Genomic DNA, 26,596 nt, shown 5'->3' with positions numbered 1-26,596 from the left:
CGGAAAGCGGATCAAAAATCGATGCAACGGCCGGCCTTTTCCCAATCGCCGAAGCGCGTCGGCTCCGGCCCGTCGCGACCGCCGATTTCTTTCGGCGCGACGTGCTCGCCAGTGGAACCTGCAGTGCGTGGCTCGGTCGAAACGTCCGCGTGCGGGCCCTCGGCCCCGGCGTTTGAATCTGGCCGCGAATTTGTATCTGCCATTGAACCGGACGATGATGGCGGTGACCGTTCGAACGGCCGGTAGTGTGCCAGAAGGCCCCCGGGCCCGGAACGGTGCGCTTTTCGTTTGTGGCGAGGCTTGATTTCGGATTTCACGAATGTCTGCCCCTATTTCCGGTACTTTTGTCGCCCCCCTGACCAGCCTCGCCACAATTATGGTGAGCGGCGCGGACGCCCGCGCATATCTGCAAGGTCAGCTGACGGCCGATCTGGACACACTCAGCACGAATCGAGCGCAGCTCGCCTGCTGCAATTCCCCGCAGGGCCGCGTGCAAGCGGTGTTTTGGACGCTGGCACGGACCGACGGCATTGCATTAGTGCTGCCCGCGGCCCTGATCGATAGCACCGTGCTGCGCCTACGCAAATATGTGCTTCGGGCCAAAGCGAAGATCGAACCGGCGAAACATCTGCACATCGGTGTCGCGCCTCGCTCCGCCCTGGCCGCGGATGTGACTTTGCCTGAAGCCGGGTCGCACCATGAGATCGACGGTGTGAGCTATTTCACGTTACCCGGCATGGAAGATGTGATGGTGCTCGGCCCGCTCTCTGCCGCTGTCGATGCGGCGAGGGAACATGAATTTCATTTGTCACAAGTGCGCGCCGGCCTGCCGCAGGTCTATCCAGAAACTCACGAAGCGTTCGTCGCGCAGATGCTGAACATCGACCTGCTCGGCGGCATCGACTTCGAGAAAGGTTGCTACACCGGCCAGGAAATCATCGCCCGCGCCCATTTCCGCGGCACCGTCAAACGACGCATGTTTCTTTTTCACAGCACCGGCGCGGCTCCCGCGCCCGGGACTCGCGTGTTGGCTGGGGAGCAGCATGCGGGCGATGTGGTCGATGCCGCGGCCACGGAGGCTGGATGCGACGTCCTCGCGGTCATCAGCCTCGCGCAGCTCAACAGCGAGTTACACCTTGATGGGCAGGATGCCGTGCTCTCGCGGCTGCCGATGCCATATTCGCCGGAATAAGAGGTTTAGCAAGGAAGACTACGGCGACGCCCGCGCTCATCGCCCGGCGTCGGTGGCACAGCCCTCAGATGTCTTTCGCCTGACGGCGCCCACAAATGAGCGGCCGATTGATAGCTGCGCCATCAGTGAACACGACTCGCCGCGGGGCGAAACCGTATAAAGCCGTTTCCGCGGAAACGTTGAATTGGATCCAACAATTGCGACGGCGCAAATGCGTCCACAACCCCATCAGCGCTTCCCCTCGGGCCTCCCTCCGCGCCCAGCGAAGCGCAGGCGCCCGCGAAAGCGCCCGCGCTCAATGCTGACCAACGCCGGCAACGATACAAAGCATCGAGTCGCGCATCTTCGAGCTGGGGAAAGGTGGAGGGTCTCGGGAAGTTCGCAACCACGGTGACTCGGCCACCGCCGCCATTCGAGCAAGCCGTTGCACGTTCGCAGTACCGATGAGGACGCGCGTTGCAGCTCGCAGCGCGTTAGCGCGCAGCGAGCGATACGGAGCGTGAAGCGGTCACTGACCAAATCGTGCGGTAGCCATCGAAGCAAAGTCAGCCGGCAGTGAAGACGCTCGCGAGTTTCCCGAGACCCTCCACCTACGCCCCAGCTCTGCCGACAGGCTGCGCGCAACGCGAAGCGCAGCGCGCAGCGAAACGCGTTAGGCCTCGGGCCGCATGTACGGGAAGAGCAGCACGTCGCGAATCGACGGTGAGTTGGTGAACAACATCACCAAGCGATCGATGCCGATGCCCAAGCCTGCGGTCGGTGGCAAGCCGTACTCGAGCGCGCGAATGTAGTCGGCGTCGTATTGCATCGCCTCTTCATCACCCGCCGTTTTGCGCGCCAACTGATCTCTGAACCGCTGAGCCTGGTCTTCGGGATCGTTCAGCTCGGAGAAGCCGTTGGCAATCTCACGCCCGCCGATGAAGAACTCGAACCGATCCGTGATGAACGGATCCGAGTCATTGCGCCGTGACAACGGCGACACCTCGGTCGGATAGCCGTAAACAAACGTCGGCGCGAGCAGCCGGTGCTCGGCGGTCTTCTCGAAGATTTCGATCTGCAGCTTGCCCGGGCCATCGCCCTGCCCGTACGGGATGCCCAACTTATCGCAGTGGGCACGCAGATATTCCACATCCCGCAGCTTCGCGCGCTCGATGCCTGGATTGAAGTGTACGACCAGGTCCTCGACCGTCACGCGACGGAACGGCTGACCGAAGTCGAACACCTCGCCCTGATATTCGATCTGGCGCTTGCCGAGGATGGTGTCGCACAGGCCCTGGCACATCCGCTCGACCAGGTTCATCAGGTCGGTGTAATCCGCGTACGCCTGATACAACTCCAGCATCGTGAACTCGGGGTTGTGCCGGGTCGACACGCCCTCGTTGCGGAAGTTGCGGTTGATCTCATAAACACGCTCGAAGCCGCCGACCACCAGTCGCTTCAGGTAAAGCTCCGGCGCGATGCGCAGAAACAAATCGATATCGAGCTGGTTGTGGTGCGTGACGAACGGCTTCGCCACCGCGCCGCCGGCGATCGCCTGCATCATCGGCGTCTCGACTTCGAGGAAGTCCAACGCATCGAGGAAGTCACGCAGGTACTTCACCAGTCGCGTACGCGTCTTGAACGTCTGCCGGCTTTCCGGGCTGACGATGAGATCGACGTAACGCTGGCGATAGCGCGTTTCCTGATCCGACAAGCCGTGCCACTTGTCGGGCAGCGGCCGCAGCGATTTGACCAGCAGGCGCAGCTTCTCCACCTTCACCGACAACTCGCCCGTCTTGGTGATGAACAGCGTGCCCTCGGCGCCGAGCACATCGCCGACATCCCAGGTCTTGAACTCGTCGTAGATCTCGCCGACCGCAGCGCTCTGGATGAACAGCTGAATCTCGCCGCTGCGATCCGCGATCTTGGCAAAGCTCGCCTTGCCCATGACGCGCTTGATCATCATGCGACCGCCGACCTTCACACGCACCGTGTTCTGATCGAACCAGGCCGGCTCACGATCGCCGTAGGCCGTCAGCAACTGGTCCGCGAGCGCGTCTCGACGGAAATCGTTCGGAAAGCCGTTGGCGCCCGGGCCGCGCAGCTTGTCGAGCTTGGCGCGCCGCTCGGCGATCAGCTTGTTTTCATCGACCGCTTCGGCAGCCGGCGCCTGCGGGGCCTTGGAGTTTTCAGACATGTCTTATAGCCCCTGCTTCAGGCTCGCTTCCAGGAACGGATCGAGATCGCCATCGAGCACCTTGTCGGTGGCGCCGATTTCCACGTTGGTGCGCAGATCTTTGATGCGCGACTGATCCAGCACGTACGAACGAATCTGGTTGCCCCAGCTCACATCGGACTTGGCGTCCTCGAGCACCTTGGCGGCGGCGTTGCGCTTGTTCACTTCCAGCTCGTAGAGCTTGGCCTTCAGCATCTTCATCGCCTTGTCGCGATTCTTGTGCTGGCTGCGCTCGGCCTGGCAGGCCACCACGATACCGGTGGGCATGTGCGTGATACGCACGGCCGATTCGGTCTTGTTGACGTGCTGACCGCCGGCGCCGCTGGAGCGATACACGTCGGTCTTCAGGTCCGCGGGGTTGATGTCGATCTTGATGTTGTCATCGACTTCGGGCGAGACGAACACCGACGCAAACGACGTGTGCCGGCGCGCGTTCGAGTCGAACGGCGACTTGCGCACCAGGCGATGCACTCCGGTCTCGGTGCGCAGCCAGCCGTAGGCATACTCGCCGGTGAAGTTGATGGTGCAGCTCTTGATGCCGGCGACTTCGCCGTCGCTCACCTCTTCGACCTCGGTCTTGAAACCGCGTTGATCGCCCCAGCGCAGGTACATGCGCATGAGCATGCTGGCCCAGTCCTGCGCCTCGGTGCCGCCGGCGCCCGCCTGGATGTCCAAGAAGCAGCTGTGCGGATCCATCTCGCCCGGGAACATGCGCTGGAATTCCAGCTTCTTCAGCTGCGCATCGATGGCGGCGAGGTCGCGCTCGACATCGGCGATCGCTGATGGCTCGTTCTCGGCGATGGCCAGTTCCAGCAGCTCCTCGGCATCCTTCACGCCGTTGGTCACCTTATCCAGGGTGCCGACGATTTGCTCCAGGCGCGCGCGCTCCTTACCGAGCTCCTGGGCGCGGTCGGGCGTATTCCAGATGGCAGGATCTTCCAGCTCGCGGCTTACTTCCGCGAGACGCTCGCTCTTGGTGTCGTAGTCAAAGAAACCTCCTGAGCGCCCCGCCGCGCTCGGTGAGGTCTTCGATGGAACGGCGGATGGGATTGGTTTCCATGTCTTGAGCGTGGCTTCAGTCGCGGGCAATTCAATTGCGGAAGGCGGATCCTAGCAAAATCGGACGCTCAAAGGACCCGCAAATACTCCACGACCAGCTGCAGGCGCTCCGAGCCGTTGTACCGGTTCACGTCCAGCCGGAAGGCCAGCTCCACCCGGGAATCGGGTTCGACGTGCGGCGCATCGTCGTGATCGAAGTGGCGGAACGCGATGGCCTCGCAGCTGCTGCTGCCCAGCGGCCCATCGCGCGACACGCTCCGCACCTCCAGCTTCAAGTGACGCTCGCCCAGAATGCGTACGTTGCGCACCTCGAAGCAGCCATCGAACATCGGCTCGGGGAAGTTCTGGCCCCATGGGCCGGCCTGTTGCAGCAGCCGTGCGACGTCCAGCGTCAGCTCGTCGTGCTGCAGGCTGCCGTCGGAATGCACGATGCCGATGGTGTCGTCGATGCTCATCCAGCGGCGCACTTCGGCGTCGAACTCGGCTCGGAACGTATCGAGCGTCGCGGCCGGCAACGTCAGCCCCGCCGCCATCGCGTGGCCGCCGAACTTTTCGATCAACCCCGGATGGCGAGTCGCGACGGCGTCGAGCACATCGCGAATGTGCACGCCGGAGATCGAGCGCGCCGAGCCCTTCAACGTGTTTGCATCAGCACGAGCCAGCGCAATGACCGGACGGTTGACCCGCTCCTTGACGCGCGAGGCGACCAGGCCCACCACACCCTGGTGCCACGATTCATCGAACAAACAAAGGCCGAGCGGCAGCTGCGGATCTTCGGCGCGCATGTCGGCGATCGCCAGCAGCGCTTCCTGCTGCATTTGCAGCTCGAGCTCCTTGCGATCGCTGTTCAACTGCGTCAGCCGGGCCGCCAGCAGGCGGGCCATGTTGGGATCGTCGGTCAGCAAACATTGAATGCCGATCGACATGTCGTCGAGCCGGCCGGCCGCGTTCAAGCGCGGGCCGATCTGGAATCCGAGATGAGCGGCGACCACTTGCGATGGAATGCAACCCGCCGCCTCGACCAGCGCGTGAATGCCCGCAACACATCGACCCGCGCGGATGCGGCGCAAGCCCTGATGAACCAGGACGCGATTGTTTCTATCGAGCGGCACGAGATCCGCAACCGTGCCGAGTGCGACGAGATCGAGCAACTCGGTGACCGCCGGCGGATTGGTGCACAAGCCGCGCTCCTGCATGGCCCTCGTGAGTGCGGCCATGAGATAAAACGCTACGCCGACACCGGCCAGCGCCTTGCTTGGAAACATATCGCCCGGCGCATTGGGGTTCACGATCGCGTCCGCGGCCGGTACTGTCGCGGGCGACAAGTGATGATCGGTAATCAACGTCTGGATACCGAGCGAAGTGGCCATGGCCACGCCGGCATGACTGGAGATGCCGTTATCGACGGTCACGATCAGCCCGGGTTTCATTTCCGCGGCGAGCCGCACGATCTCCGGCGTCAGGCCGTAGCCGTACTGAAACCGATTGGGCACCAGGAAGTCGACTTGCTTGAACCCGAGCCCGCGCATCTGACGCACCACCAGCGCGGTGCTGGTCGCGCCGTCGGCATCGAAATCTCCGACGATCACGATGCGACTGCCGCGACCAAAGTGGTCGCAGAGCAAATCGACCGCGGCTTCGATGCCACCGAGGCGAGTGACCGGGATCAAGCGCGCCAGGCCCAGATCGAGATCGTCGGCGACGTTCACGCCTCGATTGGCATACAGGCGTTTCAGCAAGGGGTGCAGATCGCCGGGCAGCGCCATCGCCCCACCCGCCTCGCGGCGACGAATAGTGCGATTCAACATGCGGCCCAATTCGCCGGCTGCAAATCACGACGCCACAGCTTGAACATGGCAGCGCGGTCGGTGATGACCTGCCAGCCGTCGAACATCACGGTGAGCCGGGCGATCGCGCCGCTCATCAAGGCGCGACTCAGCGGTGCAAGCCACTGTCCTTCGAGCGCCTCGACACGACCTTCATCGATGCAAGCCAGCGTCGGTCCGCTGATTCGAGAGAGCAGCGAAGCTGCATCCGCCGGCTGCGGCTGCACCGGCCGATCGTGCAGCCGATAGATGCCACGCAAATAAACATCATCGCCGCAGCCAACCGGCAGTGCCTGTGCACTTGCGTGTGCGCTTACGTCACTCAACATTCCTTCCCCGTGCAACCAGATCGCATTCAGCGCCGGCAAGCCTCGCAGCTGACGCTGCGAGTTGACCGGATGCTCGTGTAACAACATTTGCAGCTCGGTCATCAAACGCCGCAGCCCGCCCGCGTCGCGCCCGCTCGGCAGGATGTGTTCCGCCGGATTTGCAGCAGCAAACTCGGGAGTGACCGTCTGCACTTGCAACGGCGCTTCGCTGCGCAGGAGCCATTCGCCGTCGGCGCCGTCGTGCAGCTCGAAGCCGGTGGACTGTAGATGATCGGCGAACGTCGGCGCCAACGAATTGCGTTCAGCAATGCTCATGCGCGCTTGACCGTGCAGAGGCACCGTCGTCAGTCGATCCAAACCCGCGGCGAAGTGTATAGGCTGCGCGCGCAGCCAGAAACCGCCGGCTCGCTCACCAGTAAGACCGGTACGCACGACCGCGGCACTCGGATACTTATCGGCAACATCGTGCAGTTGAAGTGCGTCGAGGATGGCCGCATGCAATGCATCCTGGCGGGCATCGATCGGTCGCTTGCTCACCGAACCACGGCCGGCGAGACGCGCGAGTTGTGGCCACTGAGTGGCGCCGGCCTCGCCTCCCGCGCGTAAGGGATTCAGGCCAGAAACGATCAAAGTCAGCGTCTTCAACATCTTCAGCGCAGCGGCTTGCGACCTGCGCTATGGTAGCCGAATGAAACTCACCGACGAGAAAATTGCTGGCATCAACTTGATCCGCTCCTACGCCCCCGGCGAGGTGCGCATCGGCGAGTCCGTGATACGCGGCAGCTGCCTGGTGAAAGCGGATCAGATCGTGAGCGACTGGCGGCCGCAGAGCGTCGCCGAGTTGACGCTCGACGATCTGCAACCGGCGCTGGCGATGCAGCCCGAAGTGATCGTCATCGGCTCGGGGCCGAAGCAGGAATTCCCCGCGCCCGAAGTGCTGGGCGCAGTGATGTCGCGAGGCATCGGTTGTGAAGTGATGGATACGGGCGCGGCGTGCCGCACCTATAACATTCTCGCGAGCGAGGGACGCCCCGTCGTAGCGGCGCTGCTGCTCAAGAACAGCTGAAGAACATTCTCCCGGTCACCCTGATAGCCAAGGTGACCGGGAGAAGACGCGAGGGACTGAAGATCGTTCGACCCAACTCGCCTGGCTGCTCCACTGGAGTCGTCGCCTGACGGAATATTCTTTTTCTTTTGCTTTTGTTCTTCTTCGCGCTGTTTCCTCGAATCCCCCTCCGCCCCCGCGTCTTCTCCCCGTCACCCGGCTGGGTGGTATTACCGACGACACGTTGGGGGCGGATTTAGACACACGATCGCGCAATGCGCAACCCTTGTTCGCTTCGCGAAAACCCCGGGGGCCAAAGCCTCATCTCGACTGCAATGATCGGGCCAGCGCCTGCGACGCGTTTGCCGCTCACCGTTGCGGCAGCAATGTCAGCGGATTGCCCGGCGTGCCGTTGATCCGGATCTCGAAATAAAGCTGCGGCGAGCCCTGCGGCCCGTTGCCCATGGTCGCGATGCGCTGTCCTGCGGTGACAGCAGCGCCTTCCTCGGTCAGCACCGACTGCAGATGTCCGTAGGCGCTCAAATACGTTTCGTTGTGCTTAACGATGATCAACTGGCCATAACCCAACAGCCCGGAGCCCGTATAAACGACGCGGCCAGGGCCAGCGGCGCGCACGTCCTGGCCGAGCTTCCCCACGATCATCAGCCCGTTGCCGCCGTTAGGACGCGATGTGAGCGTGGCGGTCCCATCGCCCACTGGCCATTGCCACTTCACGGGCGGACCGGAGGGAATCGCGGGCCGTCGCGGAGCAGATGGTGTGGGTCGCGCCTTCGGTGGTGTCGCTCTACGTGATGAGGTCCCTGCTTTTGGTGCGGGAGAAGCGGTGCGCGCGCCTCTGCCAGGGGCGGAGAGCCGCAACGTCTGGCCTGGATAAATCACATAATCCCGACCGATGCGATTCCACCGCGCCAGGTCTTTGTAATCGAGCTTGTGACGAAACGCGATGGAGTACAGGGTGTCGCCGCGCTTGACGGTATAGGTCCCGGTACGTTCCGGATTTGACGCGCAGCCCGCCAGCAGGGCCAGCGCGATCAAGCATGGCGCGAGCCGCAGGCGCCACACGGAAATCAGTTCAGACCCTTGAGCAGCGGCACGAAACTGACCAACCCGAGTGTCTCCTTGTGAAATTCGTCGCCGCGGCGTTCATCGACACGGCGCGTGATGCGCACCAATTGCTGGCGGCCTTCCGGCCCGACCGGCGCGATCAACCGGCCACCCGGCGCCAGCTGTTGAAACAATACGTCCGGAATCGCGAGCGGCGCGGCCGCCATCAGAATGGCGTCATAAGGCGCGTGCCCGCTCCAGCCCTGAAAACCGTCGCCGTGACGTAAATGGACATTGGAGATATTCAGTTCCCGCAACCGCTGCCGCGCGCGCTCCTGCAAGGCGCCGATGCGCTCGATGCTGTAGATGAACCGAACCAGCGGCGACATCACAGCTGTTTGATAACCGCAGCCGGTGCCGATCTCCAGCACCTTGCCCGGCGTGCCCGCTTCGATCATCGCTTCCGTCATGCGAGCGACGACGAATGGTTGTGAGATGGTCTGGCCGTGCCCGATAGGCAGCGCTGTATCTTCGTATGCACGCGTCGCGAGCGCTTCATCGACGAACAAGTGACGCGGCACGTTGCGGATCTGATCGAGCACCGCTGCATTGGCGATGCCTTGATCGCGCAGACGCTGAACCAAACGTTCGCGCGTGCGCGCCGACGTCATGCCGATGCCGGCACGATTCCCGCTGTTGTTTCTCGGCGGCGCGGGTGGCTTCATTCAGGCCGCCCCTGCAGCCAGTTGCGCATGTCGTCGAGCATCGAGTGGCGCGTCAGGTCGATCTGCAGCGGCGTCACCGAAACATAATTATTCGCGACCGCATGGAAGTCGGTGCCTGGGCCCGCATCCTGACTGCCGCCGGCCGGACCGACCCAATACACAGGACGTCCGCGCGGATCGGCCATCTTCACGATGGGATCGGAGCGATGGCGGAAGCCCAGCCGTGTCGCCTGGTAGCCGCGCAACTGATCGTAGGGAACATCCGGGACGTTCACGTTCAGAATGGTCGCCTGGTGCAGCGGCGAACGCTGAATGCGCATCACCAACTCGGCAGCGACGCGCCCCGCCGTCTCGTAGTGCACGCCCGAGTCTGGCTGAATGACCAGCGACACCGCCATCGCAGGTAACCCCAGAAAACGTCCCTCGACGGCGGCGGCGACTGTGCCGGAGTAGATGACGTCATCGCCCAGATTGGGGCCGTCGTTGATGCCGGAGACCACCATGTCGTGATCGTCCTCGCCTTCGAACAACCCCGAGACGGCCAGGTGCACGCAATCCGTCGGCGTGCCGTTGACCACCAGGAAGCGGCGCTGGCCGAACGGCATCACGCGCAACGGCACGTCCAGCGTCAGTGAGTTACTGGCACCGCTGCGGTTGCGGTCGGGCGCGACCACAGTTATGTCGGCAAGCGGCGTGAGCGCTTCATCGAGGGCACGCAGGCCCTCGGCGCGGTAACCGTCGTCGTTGCTGAGAAGAATCTTCATGAATTCATGAAAGTGGGCGGCGCGGAACTATACTGGAAATGTCGCGTCGACTTCATGAGGCCGACGCCTGGGTGAGCTCGGATGCCTTTTCGAGGCGACCTAACGTCGCCTCGAACCGGGCGAACGACAGTACACGGACGTACTGGCTGGCCAACGCTCCAGGGATGGCTGCTTGAGGTGACGCCGAGGTGAGCGACGATCCGGATCATGACAGCCAGACCTTTCGGGAGGCGATGCGCGACGTACGCCGGTTGCGTGACACCAGCAAGCGCGCACCGCCCGCGCCCAAACCGCCGCCTCGAGCGCGCTTTACTCGGGCAGATCAGCAAGAGGTGTTGAGGGAAAGCCTGCTCCCGCCGAGCGATGAGGCCATGCTCGCGACCGGAGACGAGCTCAGCTTCCGCCGGCCGCATATTCCCGAATCGGTGCTGGTGAAACTCCGCCGGGGCCACTACACCGTCGACGCCGAGCTCGACCTGCACGGCATGACCGGCGCCGAAGCCAAGGCGGCCATGCGCGAGTTCCTCACTGAAGCCGTGACCCGGCGCATGAGCTGCGTTCGTATCATTCACGGCAAGGGCCGTGGCTCCGGACCGCGTGGCCCGGTGCTGAAGAACGTCGTCAACCAATGGCTGCAACGGATCGACAACATCCAGGCCTTTGGCTCGGCCCGACAGGTGGACGGCGGCAGCGGCGCCGTCTACGTGCTGCTGCGAGTGAAGTGAGCGATCAAACATCTGCTTCGGGCGTCTCGGCCTGGAACGCGTTGCCGATCAACTCATGCAGCACGGCGGTCGCGAACGAGCCTCGCTGCAATCGAAATTGCAGATGCACGTCCGCCCCCTCGATACGCCATTGCAACTCTCTCACCGGCACGCGCAGCGGCCGGCGTTCAGGCTCCATTTTCGCTTTCGCCAGGCCGGCGGCCAGTACCGCGAATCGCTGTGCGGTCTCGATCTCGAGACTCGCAACCGCGCCCTTCGATAGCAACGAATCGCCGTGCCACATCGGCCCGGTGGGATGCACATCGAGTCGCTGGCAACGCTCACGCAGCGTGTCGTCGACGACTTCGGCAAGAAAAAAACTGCCGCTGCCGTTCAGGTTCACCACATCGCCATCGAGCAACTGATTCCAAGTGCCGGCATTGAGCCGCTCGGCGAGCACTGCATTGAAAATCACCGAGCGTGCTGCTGACAGTGCGAAGCCACGTTCCATTCGCTCCGGCGCCGGCCCACCCTCGAACCACGCAACCGCACTGGAGATATTCGAGCCATTGTGGCCAAAGCGCTGCGGACCGAAATAATTCGGCGCACCCGCGGTTGCCAGTGTTTGCAGCCGCTGCTCGAGCAGCGCCGCATCGCCGGAGAACTCGCGCAGCACGATCTCGAAATCGTTGCCCTTCAGCGCGCCCCGCTTCAGTTTGCGTCGCGTGCGTTCCGCGCCGATGACTTCGAAGCCGTCGCCAGTGACACCGAGCCAATTGGGAACCGCCGAGCGGCCCGGCACGGTGAATGCCTGCTCGGCGACCGCATCGCGATCCTTCAAGCCCGCAAAGCCGACATCGCGCGGATGTATCTTGCCGACGCGCGCCAGCTGCTTGGCGACCCACATCGTGTTCGCACCGCGCTTGCGGACTTTCAACAGCAGATGATCGCCCTCGCCGTCCGCGTCGAAGCCGAGCCATTCGCGCACGACGAAATCTTCCGGCGCGACACGCAAGCGCGCACTGCCAGCCGGCCCGCCGTGGGCGCAGGGCAGATTCATGAGGTCGACGAAATTCATCCGGAGATATGCTCGATCAGTGCGATGGCCTGACACGCAAGGCCTTCGGCACGGCCGATGAAGCCCATCTTTTCGCTGGTCGTGGCCTTGATGTTCACGCGAGTGATATTGATGCCGAGATCGGCGGCAATGTTGGACCGCATCGCCTCGCGATATTTGCCCAGACGCGGCGCTTCGCAAATGACGGTCGTATCGACGTTGACGACCACGTAGTCTCTCACCTTGAGCAAGTCTCGGACGTGGCGCACGAACGCTCGGCTGTCTGCGCCTTTCCAGCGCGGATCGGTGTCTGGAAAGTGCATGCCGATATCGCCGAGGCCGGCCGCACCGAGCAATGCATCGCAGATCGCGTGCAGCAACACGTCGCCGTCCGAATGCGCGAGGATGCCGTGAGTATGTGGAATCTTTTCGCCGCCGAGCGTCACGTGATCGCCGGCAGTGAACGCATGAACGTCGTACCCCTGCCCGATACGAAGTTGGCAAGTCATGTGGCGCTCCGTGATTTCAAAATGCGCTCGGCACGCGGCAAGTCTTCGGGCAACGTGATCTTGATGTTGTCGGCATCGCCTGCAACCAGCTTCGGTTGCACCCCCAGCGCTTCGACCGCCTGAGCCTCATCGGTCACGGCTGTTCCTTTCGCCAGCGCACTCTGCAATGCCCTGCGCAAGAGGTCATGACGAAACATTTGCGGCGTGAGTGCACGCCAGAGTTTCTCTCTGGCCACAGTTTGCACGACCCGCCCGCCGTCATCGGCGCGTTTCAACGTATCCACGACCGGCGCGGCGAGCAATCCGCCCACGTCGTCGTTGCTCAATTCGTTCAGCAAGCGATCGAGGTCGCCGACCGACAGACACGGTCTCGCCGCATCGTGCACGAGCACCCAATCATCCGGTGCTGCGCGGTCCTGCAACGCTCGCAAGCCAGCTAGCACCGAGTCCATGCGCTCCGCGCCACCGATTGTCGTAGCGATCTTCGTATCGCCTGCAACGGCGATCTGCGGCCAGCGCTGATCCTGTTCAGCAAGCACGACCACAATCGCAGCGGTGCGCGCCTGCGCCAGGAACGGCGCGAGCGACCACTCGATCACAGTGCGGCCGGCGAGCGGCAGGTATTGCTTGGGCACGGCGGCACCCATACGGCGAGCACTGCCAGCCGCGGGCACGACGACCCAGAACCTCTTATCCACTAAAAGGAACCTCAGTCACCCGAGCCAAGGATCGGGCGCTAGTGTTTGTTCGGCGTGCGAGCCTGAATGACGCTGGCAGGGCTGTTGCCGCGCGAGCTGCCACTGCCGCTCTCTTCCGATTCGCTGGGCGGCGCCGCCGGCGTCGCAGGATGAACGGTCGGCTTGGGCTCCACCACCTGGTAGAAGGTCTCGCCACGACCGACCATGCCGAGATCGGTGCGCGCCCGCTCCTCGATGGCGACCGTGCCCTTCTTCAGGTCCTGCACTTCCGCCGCCAGCGTGCGATTGCGCTCCTTGAGCTCGCGGTTCACCTCGCGCTGCTTCTCGATATCGGCGCGCAACTGATAGACCTCACGCATGCCGCCGTCGCCCAGCCACAACCGGTACTGCAACAGCACCAGAACGATGACCAAGGCGGCGGCGAGAATCTTCATGCGCGTCGATCAGATCAGCACGACATGCCAGGCGGCGGCACCGGCAGCGCTTCGATGCCGGCGTACTTCGCTTCGCTGCCCAGCTCCTGCTCGATACGCAGCAGCTGGTTGTACTTCGCGATGCGATCCGAACGCGACATCGAGCCCGTCTTGATCTGCGTGGCGCGCGTCGCAACGGCGATATCGGCGATCGTCGCGTCCTCGGTCTCGCCCGAGCGGTGCGACACCACGGCCGCATAACCCGCGTCCACCGCCATGTCGATGGCGGCCACGGTCTCGGTCAGCGTGCCGATCTGATTGACCTTGATCAGGATGGCGTTGGCGATGTGCTTCTCGATGCCCTGCTTCAGGAACTTGGTGTTGGTGACGAACAGGTCGTCACCGACCAGCTGCACCTTCTTGCCGAGCCGCTGCGTCAAGTGCGCCCAGCCGTCCCAATCGTCCTCGCTCATGCCATCTTCGATGGTGACGATGGGATAGCGGCCCACCAGGCCTTCGAGGTAATCGGCGAACTGCTTCGAGTTGAACTTACGATTCTCGGACTCGAGGTGATAGATGCCGTCCTTGAAGAACTCGGTGCTGGCCACGTCCAGGCCGAGGAAGATCTGCTTGCCGGCCTTGTAGCCGGCGCGATCGATGGCTTCGAGAATGGTTTCCAGCGCCGCTTCGTTCGACGGCAGGTCGGGTGCGAAGCCGCCTTCGTCGCCCACCGAGGTCGCGAGCTTGCGCTCGTGCAGGACTTTCTTGAGCGTATGGAAGATTTCCGCGCCATAGCGCAGCGCTTCGGACAGCGACGGTGCGCCGACGGGGAGAATCATGAACTCCTGGATGTCGACGCTGTTGTCGGCGTGCGCGCCGCCGTTGATGATGTTCATCATCGGCACCGGCAGCGTCTTCGACGTGCCCAGGCGACGGAACAACGATTGTCTGGTTTCTTTCGCCATCGCGTGCGCGTTGGCCATCGAGACGGCGAGCAAGGCATTCGCGCCCAGGCGCGACTTGGTCTCGGTGCCGTCGAGCTGGATCATGGCCTGGTCGATCGCGGCCTGGTCGCCGGCATCGCGGCCCACCAGCAGCTTCTTGATCTCGCCATTCACATTGGCGACCGCCTTGAGCACGCCCTTGCCGAGGTAACGCGATTTATCGCCATCGCGCAGTTCGATGGCTTCACGCGCACCGGTCGAAGCACCGGACGGGACTGCAGCGCGACCCACCGCGCCGGAATCCAGATATACATCGGCCTCCACGGTCGGATTGCCGCGCGAATCGATGATCTCGCGGCCGCGGATGTCGACGATCTTGCTCATAACAAACTTTCCTCGTATGGCCGTGACTTCACGGCTTGGTCCAATTCTTTAAGTGTTGTCAGCAACGCTTCCATGCGCGCCAGCGGCCAGGCGTTCGGGCCATCGGACAAAGCTTTGGCGGGATCGGGATGCGTTTCCATGAACAATCCGGAGACGCCCGCTGCCACTGCAGCGCGCGCCAGCACCGGCACGAACTCGCGCTGACCGCCGGACGACGTGCCCTTGCCGCCCGGCAATTGCACCGAGTGAGTCGCATCGAACACGACTGGCGCGCCGGTCTCACGCATCACCGACAGCGAGCGCATGTCGGAGACCAGATTGTTGTAACCGAACGTGAAGCCGCGCTCGCACACCATGATCTGCTGATTGCCGGTGGAGCGCGCCTTCTCGACCACGTTGCCCATTTCCCAGGGCGACAGGAACTGGCCCTTCTTGATGTTGACGGGTCGATTGTGCGAGCAGACGCTCACGATGAAATTGGTCTGGCGGGCCAGGAATGCCGGCGTCTGCATCACATCGACGACCGAGGCGACTTCAGCGAACGGCGTGTCCTCGTGCACGTCGGTGAGCACGGGCACGCCGAGCTGTTTCTTCACCTCGGACAGAATGCGCAGCCCCTCTTCCATGCCCGGGCCACGGAAGCTCTTCACGGACGAACGGTTCGCTTTGTCGAACGACGACTTGAAGATGAACGGCACGTTCAAGCGCGCGGTCAGCTCCTTGAGCTTGCCGGCGACGTCGATATTCAGTTGTTCGCTCTCGATGACGCAGGGGCCGGCAATCAGGAAAAACGGCTTGTCCGGCCCGACGTCGAAGTTCAGCAGTCGCATCGTCTTCAAATCTCTCTTCAGGCGCCGCCGACAGCGACGCGCTTCTCTTCGGGCTGCTGGCTCTGGTGATAAGCGCGCGCAGCCTTCACGAAGCCGGAGAACAGCGGATGACCGTCACGCGGCGTGGAGCGGAATTCCGGATGGAACTGGCTCGCCACGAAGAACGGATGCGACGGCAGCTCGATCATTTCCACCAGCCCGTCGCGCGAGAAGCCGGAGAAGCGCAGGCCCGCGTTCATCAGCTTCTGCAAATAACGGTTGTTGAACTCGTAACGATGGCGATGACGCTCCATCACCGTGTCCGAGCCATAGATCTGGTGCGCCTTCGAGCCGTGCGACAGCCTCGCTTCCTGCGCGCCCAGGCGCATGGTGCCGCCCATGTCCGACTTCTCGGTGCGCTGCTCGACGTTGCCCTTCTCGTCCTGCCACTCGGTGATGAGTGCGATGACCGGATGCGGAGCGCCCCGGTTGAATTCCGTTGAATGCGCGCCCTGCAGGCCCGCGATGTTGCGAGCGAACTCGATGATCGCCAGCTGCATGCCCAGGCAGATGCCGAGGTAAGGAATCTGGCGCTCGCGGGCAAACTTGATCGCCGCGATCTTGCCTTCGACACCGCGCTCGCCGAAGCCGCCCGGCACCAGGATGGCGTCGACGCCTTCGAGGCAACCGGTGCCGTGCTTCTCCACGTCCGTCGCTTCGACGAACTGTATGTTGACTCGCGTCCGGGTGCGCACGCCGGCATGCGTCAGCGCTTCGGTCAACGAGATATAAGAGTCACGCAGGTTGACGTACTTGCCGACCATCGCGATCGTAACCTTCGCCTCCGGATTGGCCTTGGCGTTCACGACCTGCTTCCACTCGGTCAGATCGGCTGGCGGCACATCGAGGCGCAGCTTGTCGACCACGATGTCGTCCAGGCCTTCTTCGTGCAGCAGCTGCGGGATTTTGTAAAGGTCGTCCGCGTCCACCGCGGTGATGACGGCGCGCTCTTCCACGTTCGTGAACAGCGCGATCTTACGCCGGTGCTCGGCCGGCACTGCATTCTGCGAACGGCACACCAGGATGTCGGGCTGGATGCCGATGGAGCGCAGCTCCTTCACCGAGTGCTGGGTCGGCTTGGTCTTGATCTCGCCCGAGCTCGGGATGTACGGGATCAGGGTCAGGTGCATGTAGAGCACGTTGTTGCGGCCGAGCTCGACGCCCAGCTGACGAATCGCCTCGAGGAACGGCAGCGACTCGATGTCGCCGACCGTGCCGCCGATCTCCACCATGCAGATGTCGGCGTCGCCGGCGCCCATGCGGATGCAATGCTTGATTTCGTCGGTGATGTGCGGAATGACCTGCACCGTTGCGCCCAGGTAGTCGCCCCGACGCTCCTTCGCGATCACGCGCTCGTAGATGCGCCCGGTCGTGAAGTTCGAATTACGTGAAGTCGTGGTGCGTACGAAGCGCTCGTAGTGGCCGAGGTCGAGATCGCTCTCGTAGCCGTCGGTGGTCACGAACACTTCGCCGTGCTGGAACGGGCTCATGGTGCCCGGATCGACGTTGATGTACGGATCCAGCTTCACCATGCTGACCTTGAGGCCGCGCGATTCCAGAATGGCGCCCAGGGAAGCCGCGGCAATGCCTTTACCCAGCGAGGAAACAACACCGCCGGTTACACAGATAAAACGCGTCATCGTAAAGCACCGTCGCAAACAAGAAGGGTGGGATCTGGATCGTGACGCGCCTGGTCGAAGATGGGCGCATCAATGAATCACGACGGGAGCGCAGTGTATCTCAATACGTTGCGCGCGGATAGCGGAGAACGGATAGAAATCGTCTATACGTTGGGGTGGCGCCCGACTATCGTCGGTTTCTGCTCCCACACGATCGACACCGCAGGCTCGCCGTCGCGCGCGGCGAACTCGTCCGCGATCCACAAATCGCCGACAGCCATCAGTTGCTTGCCGGCGTAGAGGAGCGGCAGGCGCTCGCGCCACCACGGCAGGACCGCCGACGCTTGCAGCAGCTTCTTGAGCTTGTGGTGAATCGCGTGACCGACGGGCTGAATCGTCTCGCCGCCCTCGCGAAAGCGCACAGTCAACGTTGCGGGCAGCTTAGCAGCGCTGAGCCGTCCCGGCTCTCCGGGAGAGATACGTAACGAGCCGAGGCCCGCCGGCAGTTGCAGGGGCGCGTGGGTAGGCCATTGCATCGTCTGCTCGGTATCGAACGCCGGCAACTTTTGCTCGCAATAGAGCCAGCCGCGATGGCGGCGCATTTCCCACCCGTCCCAGCCGACACAAGGCACGCGATCCACGCTCGCGGCCAGCATGTCGTGCTCCATGCCTGCCAGCTTGCGCGTCGAAGGAGCACGAGCACCTCGGCGGCGGATCCAATATCGCAACAGATTCCGGCGACGCTCCGGATTGAGCGCACTCAATGCCTCGACGCTGAGACATTCGCCCTCGATGGCTGGCTCGGCATCGATGGCCGCCAGTTGCTCGAGCGCCCGCCAGGCTTCTTGCAAGTGCTGCGAGGAGCGCAGCGCCGTTTGAGCCGCGGCCGGCCATCGCTCGCGAAGCGCCGAGACGACTCGATGCCGGACGAAGTTGCGATCGAGCGCCAGGTTGGTGTTGGACGGATCGGTAAGCCAGTGCAGTCCTTCTGCCCTCGCCCACCTCTCCAGATCGGCTCTCGTGAAATCCGAGAGCGGCCGGAGCAACGCGCCGCGAGCGAACGGCTCGAACACTTGCATCGCGCCGAGCCCCAGCACGCCGGCGCCTCGCATCAAAGCGAGCAGCATGGTTTCCAACTGATCGTCGGCGTGATGGCCGACTAAAAGATACTCGCCAGGACGCAGCTCTCTGGCGAAAGCAGCGTAGCGAGCTGCACGCGCAGCGGCCTCGAGACCAACCTCATCGATGCTTGTGACCGCGACACGCATGGAGGTGAATTCAACTTGCAGCGCCTGTGCCTGACGTTCGCAGTGATCCCGCCACAGCACCGAGTCCGCGTGCAGTCCATGATCGATGTGAACGGCGCGCACTCGATAGCTGTTGGGCTCGGCCGCGAGTCGAGCGAACGAGTGCAACAACACCGTGGAATCGAGCCCGCCGCTGAAAGCGACACAAACGGCGGCGTCGGGCGGCAGCAATGCCCTGCCCCCGCTTCTGCCTTGCACTCGATCTTGCAGCTCACGTGGAGAGAACATGAGCCACGCCACCGTCAGCTGACGCTATAAACTCCGTAGCCGCGCAGGCGCTGTTCGCGCGCCTTCATCAACTGCTCCAGCGGCTTGGCCTGCAGGTCGTTGAGATGACGCAATAGTGCGTCCTTCAACGTATCGGCCATGGCCTGCGGATCGCGATGCGCGCCGCCCAGAGGCTCCCTCAACACTTCATCGACGATACCGCCGAGCTTGGCGATGCGCTCGGCGCTCACGCCCATGGCTTCGGCAGCAAGATCCTTCTTATCGCCGCTACGCCACAGGATGCCGGCGCAGCCTTCGGGCGAGATCACCGAGTAAATGCTGTATTGGAGCATCAGCAGACGATCGCCGACGCCGATGGCGAGCGCGCCGCCCGAGCCGCCCTCGCCGATTACGACGCTGATGATCGGGGTTTGCAGGGTCGACATCTCGAACAGGTTGCGCGCGATCGCTTCGCTCTGGCCGCGCTCTTCGGCGCCGACGCCGGGATAGGCGCCCGAGGTGTCGATGAAGGTGATCAAGGGCACCTGGAAGCGCTCGGCCATGTGCATCAGGCGCAGCGCCTTGCGATAGCCCTCGGGCTTGGGCATGCCGTAATTACGGCGCACGCGCTCCTTGGTGTCGCGGCCCTTTTGCTGCCCGATGATCATCACCGGCCTGCCGTCCAGCCGCGCCACGCCGCCGACGATGGCGTGATCGTCGGCATACATGCGATCGCCGTGCAGCTCCTGGAAATCGGTGAAGATCGAGCTGATGTAATCCAGCGTGTACGGACGCTGCGGATGACGGGCCAGCTGCGCGATCTGCCACTGGCTGAGGTTGGAGAAGATGCTGGTCGTCAGCGCCCGGCTCTTGGCGCGCAGACGAGCGATCTCCTCGCCGATATTCACCTCGGCGTCGCTGGAGACGAACTTGAGCTCGTCGATCTTCGCCTCCAATTCGGCGATCGGCTGCTCGAAGTCCAGGAAATTCATTGCCATGCAAACAGTTGCCTCATCCTTTGGAGGCGCGAACATAGCGGGGGCCAGCGCGAAGGGCAAGCTTGGAGCCCGCTCCACGTAGGCGGCCCGCCGCCTGAACGGCGGCCACGGCCGACCTTACCGTCCCCGCCCGGTTGACCCCGTTGCCGCATCGGTGCCGTTTACACCCATCAGCCACCCAAGCGGAGCTGATATGCGCCCGTTCGTGCCCCTCATGATGCTCGTCGCCCTGTCGATGCCGCTCCAGGCGCTTGCCGGGCGGGACCATGCGCCCTCCTATATCTACCGCCTGGCCGGCGTCGAGATCTTCGACCGGACCGCCGGCTACACCCTGCCTGTGCACGTTCACGAGAACCGGCTGTATGTCGTTGGGGAGCCGGGGCATCAGTACGAGGTGCGGCTCGATAATCGCACCAGCGAACGCCTGCTGGCGGTCACCAGCGTCGACGGCGTGAATGTCATCACCGGCAAGACCGCGGACGAACGGCAGTCCGGCTACGTGCTCGATCCCTGGGACGGCGTGAACATCGACGGCTGGCGCAAAAGCCTGGACGAAGTCGCGACCTTCTATTTCACGCGACTGAAGGACTCGTACGCCGCGCGAACCGGCCGGCCGGAGAATGTGGGAGTCATTGGAGTGGCGGTGTTTCGGGAGCGTCGCCCGTGCTGCCGTCCGCATCCCTATCACGACCGGGACAGCGTCACTTCACAAAGCGCGCCCGAGCGCGCCGAAGCACCGCCTGCCGCGAACGAATCTCTTGCGCGCAGTCCGCAGGACCTCGGCACCGGCCATGGTCATCGCGAAACATCACCCGCGGAGTACGTCGACTTTCAGCGCGCCTCACACGTCCCGAGCGAGACCATCGTCATTTATTACGACTCGCGCAAAAACCTGGTCGCTCGCGGCGTCATTCAGGACTCACGCCGCTACGCTGAACGAGACGATCCCAATCCGTTTCCAAACGGAATGTTTGCTCCCGACCCTGAACTCTAGGATTCGGCATCCGGCGCGCCGCCCGCCTTGGCGAGATCCTGCTGATTCACTTTGTCGACGTTGAATTTCGCCAGGCGCTCTTTCATGGTCTTGAGCACCTCCGGCAATGGCGGCGGCTCGTCCTTGATCCAGCGCAGCGGATTGATACGAGCGACGACGAAGGCGCGCAGGTATGGGCTGACCAGGCCGCGCTCTTTCAACTTCTCGATGACGCTCATCACTTTCTCGTCCAGCTCGAACAGCTGGTCGGCGTACTTCTGATGAACCTTCAGCGACGCCTGCAACGTCTCCGAGGAGAACTCTTCGAGCCGCCGCAGGATGGGATGATAGGCACCGCCTGCGAAGTTGCCTTTGCGCTCGTAGCACAGGCCGAGTGTCACCAGCGCGGCTTCTTCCAGATAAAACGCGAAATCATTTTCGGGCCGGCGCGGATCTTCTTCGATCAAGCCTTTGTAGATCCGAATCACCTCGAGCGCCCGCTCGCGCAAGTTGTGCGCCTTCTCGGTGTTGAGCGCCAGGATCTGCCAGGCGATTTCGCGCTTCGGCACGACCAGCGCGATGATGGACTTGGCGCCGAGCCGACGCATGGCTTCGAGCCGGTGCCGGCCATTCGGCGTCCAGAAGCCTTCTTTCGGGGCGGTGATGGCGATCACCGGGTCCAGAAACAAACCGGTGCGATCGATGACGCCGGAAAGTTTCTTGTAGTGCGCATCGGACAGGTCGCGCTGAAACGGCGTGGGCTCGACCTGGTCGATGGGTAGCGCCGCGAGCAGCAGCGGATTGCGGCCGAGCGGCTCGCAGTAGCTGCCGATGACGTAGCCGCCCTCACTCTCGATACGCTCGGCGACCGCCGCAGCTTCGGCCGGCAGATTCTCCAATCGACATTCGGCGGGCATGACGCCACGCGTGCGCGGCGCGGCTTTTTTCGGTGTCTTACGCTTCGCGGGCGCTCGCTTACGCTTGGCCGTTGTCTTGCTTTTGGTCGCCACGACTACTCCCTGCAAAGTATGCACACCGGTCGGCATACGCAATTGCAACTTACAGAAATCCTACGCGGAACCCGCCAGCAATTCATGGCGTTGTTTTTTCGGACCGGGCGGACGTCTTGCCTGAAGTCTACCCGTACCTGTCGAAGTCCGAGGAGGTCTCCCAATGCGAAACGGCGCTTTTGACTCCCCTATCCGGCACCTGCGCAAGGATCTGCAGTGCGTAGCCCGCGACGCCGAAGAATTGCTGCGCGCCACGGCGGATGTTACCAACGAACGCGTTCAAGAAGCGCGTTACCGCACCCAGAAAACCGTGCAGCGAGCTTTCGATAATTTGTACGACCGTCGGATGCAGCGCCGCGTCCGCAAATACGCCCGCTACACGGATGCGTATGTGCGCGATCACTCGTGGGCCATCATCGGCGCGGTCGCCGGCGTGGCGCTGGTCGTCGGTCTGCTCGCCCGTCGCGACTGAGGCATTCCATGAGCCAGACGCACGAAAGCAAGGTATGCGACGCGATCAGCGATCCCACCAAGGAATATCGCAAGCCCATCGATGTGGTTCGAGATAATGAGCTCGACGTCGACGAGAAGTTGCGCATCCTCGAGTCGTGGAAAAAGGATGCCGAGCTGTTGTCAGTCGCTCAGGATGAGAACATGGCTGGCGGCGAACGCCCGCAGCTGCAGGACGTGTTGCTCGCCATCCAGGAATTGGAGCGGACCCGCGGCTCGATCAATTGAGCCGCGGCCGGGCTTGCAGCGCCTGCTCAGTTCTTACCGAGATTGAGCAGGTTGGCGGGTGAGTATTGATCGGTAAGGATGCGCGCCCCGCGCTCCCAGTCCTGCTTGCGCGAGAACAAGGGCAATAGCTTGCTCGCGCTGATACCGAACGAGTCGAAGGCTTGCTCGAAGCGCCTGCTGTTGGCCCGCAGCTGATCTGCACTCGGTAACGGACCATTGGCCGCGATGATCACGCGGTTCTCCTTCTTCAAATTGAAGAACTCCGGAAACACCGACGCATAGGTCGTCGACTCGTGATCGTAGAGCCGGCTCGATGAGAACGTGTTGGCCGCGAGCACGCCGCCCGGCGCCAGCAGCGCCTTCACTTCCTGCAAGAACTCCCGCGTCAGCAGGTGCTCGGGAATGTACTCATGGTCGAAGGCGTCGAGCATGATGAGGTCGTAGCTGCGCTGCTCGCGCAGCGCCTTCTTCACCTGCACGCGACCGTCCGCTTCGATCACATTCAGTGCGCTGTTGTCACCGAGATCGAAATAGCGCCGCGCGACCTTGACGACCGCGGGATCGATCTCGACCACATCGATGCGGGCCTGGGGCGCCAGCTCGTGCAGCGCGCGTGGAATCGTGCCGCCGCCGAGGCCGATGATGAGCACTGACTTCGGCTCCGGCTTCACGAACAAAGAGCTCAGCATCATCTGCGGATAGTTCATGACGATGCGGTCGGGGTGCTTCACGTCCTGACAGGTCTGCCGGCCGATGCGGCAAAAGCGCGTGAAGCAGATGCAGCGCACGTCGCCCGTCTCGTAGACGAGCACTTCACGATATAGCGAACGTTCGGAGTGCAATAACTTCATATTGTCGGCGCTCGCCGCAGGGGCCGCGAGCAAGCCAGCGACCGACAATAGCAACGCTTGCCAGCTACTGCGCATTCGCTTCTCCGCGTACCAGGCAGGCTACCGCCCCGATGACGCCGGAAATCGCCATCAGCGCGAGCAGGATGTGGTTCACTTCCATGATCAGCACCAGATAGAAGGAAGTCAGCAGCGTGCCGGCAGCGCTGCCAAAAGTCGACACGAAATACAGCTGGCCGGCGTGGCGGCCAGAGCTGGAGCGGTCCGGGACGATCAAGCGCACTGCGTACGGGGAAATCATCCCCGAGAACACCGTCGGAATGAAGAACAACACGGTCGCGCCCACCAACGAGCCGAAGCGGGGATCGGGAATCGCATTGGCCACCGCGTCGAGCAGCGGCACGGCGAATAGCAACAGCGGCAACACCGTGAGCGCGGCGACGATCAGAATGAGCCCGAGCTTGCGCACCGACGGAGCGCTCATCGACAGCCGGCCGCCGGCCAGATAACCGATGGACAACGCCAGCATGAACACCGTGATGATGGCGCCCCACACGTAGATGCTGCTGCCGAAGGTCGGCGCGAGCAAGCGCCCGCCGAGCAATTCCACCGCCATGACAAAGAATCCGGACCAGCCTGCGATCAAGTAGCTCAGTATCAGCTGCATACCCGCGGTCTTTTTTGGAAGAAGGAATCAATGCTCCGCTTTGCTGGCGGGCGGCGGAATTTCACCCGATGCGGCGACGATTTCAAAGGAATCCTTTTGCGTGCCTCGCACCCTCGGCGCCGCACCTCGCATCCACACCTGGCTGGAGAAATCGCGTGCTTCTCCCGGAGGAACGACGATCGAGATCCAGTGCTTGTCCTGCCACACCACCGCGCAGCCGGTCGGATCCAGCGCGCCTTCGTAACAATCTCGACGCGTCACCAGCAGCGTGATCGACTTGAGCAGCGCGTCCGACTTGTTCTCGATCCGGCCTCGCAGCTCGAAAGGCGCCCCGCCGCCCGACATCGTCAGATCATCCACACGCACCTGGTCCGGCATGATGATCTGCAACACCGCCGCCGGCGATGTCGGCCGCCCGCGCTGCTGAACCTGCGGGCGATCGTCGTCCACGGGCACACGTAAGCGTTGAACCACGGCCCATGTCAGCATCGCACCGAGGATCACGCAGCCAATGACGCCAATGGGGCGATAGCGGGGCACCGCGAGCGCAATCAGGATGAAAATTGTAGCGAGTATCCAGTACACACTGACAGCATACCTCGTCCATCCCGCCTCGTGCCGGAACCTAGTCGACCGACGGACGTTCTAGATCGGGCTGACGCATTGGAGGAGGACTCATGGGATCACCGCGAAACGAAGGCGAAGGCAACAAGTCCGCCGATCGCAACTACCGCAAGGCGACCAAAGAGTTCGTCGAGTCCGAGCGTGGTCAGCAGGAAATCGCCAACGCCGGCAATGTATCGCCGAGCGAGGAACAGGACATTCGTCGCGCCGAGGAGCAAGCCAAGCAACGCGCCAAGGATCACGATCCAGCGGAAGTGAGCAGCCACTCCGACGCGACGACGCGAGAAGGCACTAGTAGAGAAGGTTCGTCTCGGAATTCACGACCCGCACATTAGACCGACGGATGGGTATGACTCCGTCGGCCTAGCAGGCCGTGAATTTCGAAGCGGTGTGACGACCCAGCGATTCTGGGTTGTCCACCGCTTCCTTTTATGGGCGTGCTTTTCTTTGGCAGCAGCTTCGTTCACCATCGCCGCGGGCCCACCAACAACACCATAAAGTGAACGATAGCGCGGGGATCGCAGCTGCCGAGACCACAGCCAGACAACGCCTCCGCGCAATTCTCGGCGGCTCCGTCGGCAACCTCATCGAGTGGTACGACTGGTACACATACGCCGCTTTCGCGATTTATTTCGCGCCGAGCTTCTTCCCGACCAGCGATAGCACGGTGCAATTGCTGAACACCGCGGCGATCTTCGCCGTGGGCTTCCTGATGCGTCCGATCGGAGGCTGGGTGTTGGGCCGCTATGCAGACCGTCGCGGGCGCAAAGCTGCGCTGACTTTGTCGGTCACGCTGATGTGCCTCGGCTCGCTGATCATCGCGCTCACCCCGACCTATCAGACCATTGGCGCCGCCGCGCCGGCCCTGCTCCTGATCGCGCGCCTGCTGCAAGGCTTTAGCGTTGGCGGTGAGTACGGCACGAGCGCGACCTATATGAGCGAGATCGCAACCAAGGGCAGCCGCGGTTTCTATTCAGGCATCCTTTACGTCACGCTGATCATGGGCCAGCTGCTGGCACTGGCCGTGCTGATGGTGTTGCAGTTCTTCGTGCTCGACGCGCACCAGCTGGAAGCCTGGGGCTGGCGCATTCCCTTCATCATGGGCGCCGCCGCCGCACTGGCCGCGTTGTATCTGCGCCGGAATCTGCTCGAGACCGAGGCGTTCAAGAAAAAAGCCGCAACCGCCGAGGCCGGTCAGCTGACACTACTGCTGCGACATCCGCGCGAAGTGCTCATCGTCATCGGGCTGACCATGGGCGGCACGCTGTTCTTCTACACCTTCACCACTTACATGCAGAAGTTCCTGGTGAACACGGTCGGCCTGAGCAAAGGCGAATCGACCCTGGTGTCGAGCGCGAATCTGTTCATTTTCATGCTGCTGCAGCCGTTGATGGGCGCGCTGTCCGACCGCTACGGCCGCCGCCCGATGCTGATCGCGTTCGGCGTGCTGGCGCTGTTTGGGACGGTGCCGCTGTTGTCGGCGCTGTCACAGGCGCACGATGCGTGGACGGCTTTCTTCCTGATATTCATCGCGCTGACGATTTCGTCGCTGTACAGTTCCATCAGCGCCGTGGTGAAAGCCGAATTGTTTCCGGTGGAGATCCGCGCGCTGGGCGTGGGCCTGCCGTATGCGATCACGGTCTCTCTGTTCGGCGGCACCGCTGAGATGATCGCGCTGGCATTCAAGAACATTGGCCACGAAGAGCTGTTCTATTGGTACGTGACAGCCTGCGTGTTCGTCTCGCTGCTGGTTTATATCTTCATGCGCGAGCCGCAGCGAGAGTCACTCATTTAGCAAAGGATTGGG

29 protein-coding genes are annotated in these 26,596 nt (G+C 62.9%); 8 read left to right on the top strand and 21 right to left on the bottom strand.

What is annotated here, in order from left to right:
- Positions 1-11: 11 nt before the first annotated feature.
- Positions 12-203, bottom strand: coding sequence for a DUF1674 domain-containing protein (locus tag EK373_RS34430; RefSeq protein WP_198683633.1), 192 nt, complete (start codon positions 201-203; stop codon positions 12-14).
- Positions 204-319: 116 nt separating this feature from the next.
- On the opposite strand from EK373_RS34430, the gene ygfZ reads away from it, so the two are divergent.
- Positions 320-1,192, top strand: a complete 873-nt coding sequence (gene ygfZ / locus EK373_RS25310; protein ID WP_129647171.1) for a CAF17-like 4Fe-4S cluster assembly/insertion protein YgfZ — start codon at positions 320-322, stop codon at positions 1,190-1,192.
- 652 nt (positions 1,193-1,844) lie between these two features.
- Here the strand turns inward: ygfZ and lysS are convergent.
- The 4 genes from lysS to EK373_RS25290 form a co-directional block, all read right to left on the bottom strand.
- Positions 1,845-3,368, bottom strand: coding sequence for a lysine--tRNA ligase (lysS, locus tag EK373_RS25305; protein WP_129647169.1), 1,524 nt, complete (start codon positions 3,366-3,368; stop codon positions 1,845-1,847).
- 3 nt (positions 3,369-3,371) lie between these two features.
- Positions 3,372-4,467, bottom strand: a protein-coding gene (gene prfB, locus EK373_RS25300; protein ID WP_129647167.1) for a peptide chain release factor 2 whose coding sequence is annotated in 2 segments (ribosomal slippage) — positions 3,372-4,403 and positions 4,405-4,467 — 1,095 coding nt in all. Because the reading frame shifts where the segments join, the coding sequence is not laid out codon by codon here.
- 67 nt (positions 4,468-4,534) lie between these two features.
- The gene (recJ, locus tag EK373_RS25295; RefSeq protein ID WP_232831216.1) at positions 4,535-6,274 is read right to left on the bottom strand and encodes a single-stranded-DNA-specific exonuclease RecJ; all 1,740 of its coding nucleotides are present in this window, start codon (positions 6,272-6,274) and stop codon (positions 4,535-4,537) included.
- Entirely contained in the window at positions 6,268-7,269 is a 1,002-nt protein-coding gene (locus EK373_RS25290) for a hypothetical protein (RefSeq protein ID WP_129647165.1), read from the bottom strand. The genes recJ and EK373_RS25290 overlap by 7 nt, the downstream gene beginning before the upstream one ends.
- 40 nt (positions 7,270-7,309) lie before the next feature.
- On the opposite strand from EK373_RS25290, the gene EK373_RS25285 reads away from it, so the two are divergent.
- Positions 7,310-7,687 carry an Mth938-like domain-containing protein gene (locus tag EK373_RS25285; protein WP_129647163.1) on the top strand — a complete coding sequence of 126 codons (378 nt, stop codon included), beginning with the start codon at positions 7,310-7,312 and terminating at the stop codon, positions 7,685-7,687.
- 348 nt (positions 7,688-8,035) lie between these two features.
- On the opposite strand, the gene EK373_RS33855 is transcribed toward EK373_RS25285, so the two are convergent.
- The 3 genes from EK373_RS33855 to surE form a co-directional block, all read right to left on the bottom strand.
- Positions 8,036-8,401: a murein hydrolase activator EnvC family protein gene (locus EK373_RS33855; protein ID WP_232831215.1), complete on the bottom strand. Its 366-nt coding sequence runs from the start codon at positions 8,399-8,401 to the stop codon at positions 8,036-8,038.
- A 353-nt stretch (positions 8,402-8,754) separates the two neighbouring features.
- The gene (locus EK373_RS25275) at positions 8,755-9,456 is read right to left on the bottom strand and encodes a protein-L-isoaspartate(D-aspartate) O-methyltransferase (RefSeq protein WP_129647159.1); all 702 of its coding nucleotides are present in this window, start codon (positions 9,454-9,456) and stop codon (positions 8,755-8,757) included.
- Positions 9,453-10,220 (bottom strand): 5'/3'-nucleotidase SurE, encoded by a 768-nt coding sequence (gene surE / locus EK373_RS25270; protein ID WP_129647157.1) that lies wholly within the window; start codon positions 10,218-10,220, stop codon positions 9,453-9,455. Before surE ends, EK373_RS25275 begins: the two co-directional genes overlap by 4 nt.
- 188 nt (positions 10,221-10,408) lie before the next feature.
- Between surE and EK373_RS25265 the strand changes: the two genes are divergently transcribed.
- Complete coding sequence (locus tag EK373_RS25265) at positions 10,409-10,945, top strand: Smr/MutS family protein (RefSeq protein ID WP_129647155.1); 537 nt, start codon at positions 10,409-10,411, stop codon at positions 10,943-10,945.
- 4 nt (positions 10,946-10,949) lie between these two features.
- Here EK373_RS25265 and truD read toward each other — a convergent pair whose 3' ends face one another.
- From truD to EK373_RS25220, 9 genes are all read right to left on the bottom strand, one after another.
- A complete protein-coding gene (gene truD / locus EK373_RS25260) occupies positions 10,950-12,002 on the bottom strand; it encodes a tRNA pseudouridine(13) synthase TruD (protein WP_129647153.1) in 1,053 nt (350 codons plus the stop codon).
- On the bottom strand, positions 11,999-12,490 hold the full coding sequence (gene ispF / locus EK373_RS25255; RefSeq protein WP_129647151.1) for a 2-C-methyl-D-erythritol 2,4-cyclodiphosphate synthase: 492 nt from the start codon (positions 12,488-12,490) through the stop codon (positions 11,999-12,001). The genes truD and ispF overlap by 4 nt, the downstream gene beginning before the upstream one ends.
- Complete coding sequence (gene ispD, locus EK373_RS25250; RefSeq protein ID WP_407676218.1) at positions 12,487-13,137, bottom strand: 2-C-methyl-D-erythritol 4-phosphate cytidylyltransferase; 651 nt, start codon at positions 13,135-13,137, stop codon at positions 12,487-12,489. Before ispD ends, ispF begins: the two co-directional genes overlap by 4 nt.
- 89 nt (positions 13,138-13,226) lie before the next feature.
- Positions 13,227-13,622, bottom strand: coding sequence for a cell division protein FtsB (gene ftsB / locus EK373_RS25245; RefSeq protein ID WP_129647147.1), 396 nt, complete (start codon positions 13,620-13,622; stop codon positions 13,227-13,229).
- A gap of 14 nt (positions 13,623-13,636) precedes the next feature.
- Positions 13,637-14,929 (bottom strand): phosphopyruvate hydratase, encoded by a 1,293-nt coding sequence (gene eno, locus EK373_RS25240; RefSeq protein ID WP_129647145.1) that lies wholly within the window; start codon positions 14,927-14,929, stop codon positions 13,637-13,639.
- Complete coding sequence (kdsA, locus tag EK373_RS25235; protein WP_129647368.1) at positions 14,926-15,759, bottom strand: 3-deoxy-8-phosphooctulonate synthase; 834 nt, start codon at positions 15,757-15,759, stop codon at positions 14,926-14,928. Before kdsA ends, eno begins: the two co-directional genes overlap by 4 nt.
- A 17-nt stretch (positions 15,760-15,776) precedes the next feature.
- On the bottom strand, positions 15,777-17,438 hold the full coding sequence (locus EK373_RS25230) for a CTP synthase (RefSeq protein ID WP_129647143.1): 1,662 nt from the start codon (positions 17,436-17,438) through the stop codon (positions 15,777-15,779).
- A 143-nt stretch (positions 17,439-17,581) separates the two neighbouring features.
- Entirely contained in the window at positions 17,582-18,952 is a 1,371-nt protein-coding gene (gene tilS / locus EK373_RS25225) for a tRNA lysidine(34) synthetase TilS (RefSeq protein WP_129647141.1), read from the bottom strand.
- A gap of 14 nt (positions 18,953-18,966) precedes the next feature.
- Positions 18,967-19,929 carry an acetyl-CoA carboxylase carboxyltransferase subunit alpha gene (locus EK373_RS25220; RefSeq protein WP_129647139.1) on the bottom strand — a complete coding sequence of 321 codons (963 nt, stop codon included), beginning with the start codon at positions 19,927-19,929 and terminating at the stop codon, positions 18,967-18,969.
- Positions 19,930-20,122: 193 nt separating this feature from the next.
- Here EK373_RS25220 and EK373_RS25215 point away from each other — a divergent pair, with 193 nt between their 5' ends.
- Positions 20,123-20,923, top strand: coding sequence for a hypothetical protein (locus EK373_RS25215; protein WP_129647137.1), 801 nt, complete (start codon positions 20,123-20,125; stop codon positions 20,921-20,923).
- Here EK373_RS25215 and EK373_RS25210 read toward each other — a convergent pair.
- Positions 20,920-21,912: a ParB N-terminal domain-containing protein gene (locus EK373_RS25210; RefSeq protein ID WP_198683631.1), complete on the bottom strand. Its 993-nt coding sequence runs from the start codon at positions 21,910-21,912 to the stop codon at positions 20,920-20,922. The two genes, EK373_RS25215 and EK373_RS25210, sit on opposite strands and share 4 nt — an antisense overlap.
- Positions 21,913-22,075: 163 nt before the next feature.
- On the opposite strand from EK373_RS25210, the gene EK373_RS25205 reads away from it, so the two are divergent.
- Together EK373_RS25205 and EK373_RS25200 are read left to right on the top strand one after the other, a co-directional pair.
- Entirely contained in the window at positions 22,076-22,384 is a 309-nt protein-coding gene (locus EK373_RS25205) for a DUF883 family protein (RefSeq protein ID WP_129647135.1), read from the top strand.
- Positions 22,385-22,392: 8 nt separating this feature from the next.
- Positions 22,393-22,650: a hypothetical protein gene (locus EK373_RS25200; RefSeq protein WP_129647133.1), complete on the top strand. Its 258-nt coding sequence runs from the start codon at positions 22,393-22,395 to the stop codon at positions 22,648-22,650.
- Positions 22,651-22,676: 26 nt separating this feature from the next.
- On the opposite strand, the gene EK373_RS25195 is transcribed toward EK373_RS25200, so the two are convergent.
- From EK373_RS25195 to EK373_RS25185, 3 genes are read right to left on the bottom strand one after another with little or no spacing between them, the layout of a single operon-like run.
- Positions 22,677-23,576 (bottom strand): spermidine synthase, encoded by a 900-nt coding sequence (locus tag EK373_RS25195; protein WP_129647131.1) that lies wholly within the window; start codon positions 23,574-23,576, stop codon positions 22,677-22,679.
- Complete coding sequence (locus EK373_RS25190) at positions 23,566-24,165, bottom strand: fused MFS/spermidine synthase (RefSeq protein WP_129647129.1); 600 nt, start codon at positions 24,163-24,165, stop codon at positions 23,566-23,568. Before EK373_RS25190 ends, EK373_RS25195 begins: the two co-directional genes overlap by 11 nt.
- Positions 24,166-24,192: 27 nt before the next feature.
- On the bottom strand, positions 24,193-24,750 hold the full coding sequence (locus EK373_RS25185; RefSeq protein ID WP_129647127.1) for a hypothetical protein: 558 nt from the start codon (positions 24,748-24,750) through the stop codon (positions 24,193-24,195).
- Between the two features lie 92 nt (positions 24,751-24,842).
- Between EK373_RS25185 and EK373_RS25180 the strand changes: the two genes are divergently transcribed.
- Positions 24,843-25,124, top strand: a complete 282-nt coding sequence (locus EK373_RS25180) for a hypothetical protein (protein ID WP_129647124.1) — start codon at positions 24,843-24,845, stop codon at positions 25,122-25,124.
- Between the two features lie 164 nt (positions 25,125-25,288).
- On the top strand, positions 25,289-26,584 hold the full coding sequence (locus EK373_RS25175) for an MFS transporter (protein WP_129647122.1): 1,296 nt from the start codon (positions 25,289-25,291) through the stop codon (positions 26,582-26,584).
- The last annotated feature ends 12 nt before the right edge of the window (positions 26,585-26,596 follow it).

The sequence above is a fragment of the Peristeroidobacter agariperforans genome, assembly GCF_004138335.1.
Taxonomy (GTDB): Bacteria; Pseudomonadota; Gammaproteobacteria; order Steroidobacterales; family Steroidobacteraceae; genus Steroidobacter; species Steroidobacter agariperforans.
This window is presented reverse-complemented; position numbering and strand designations above follow the sequence as displayed.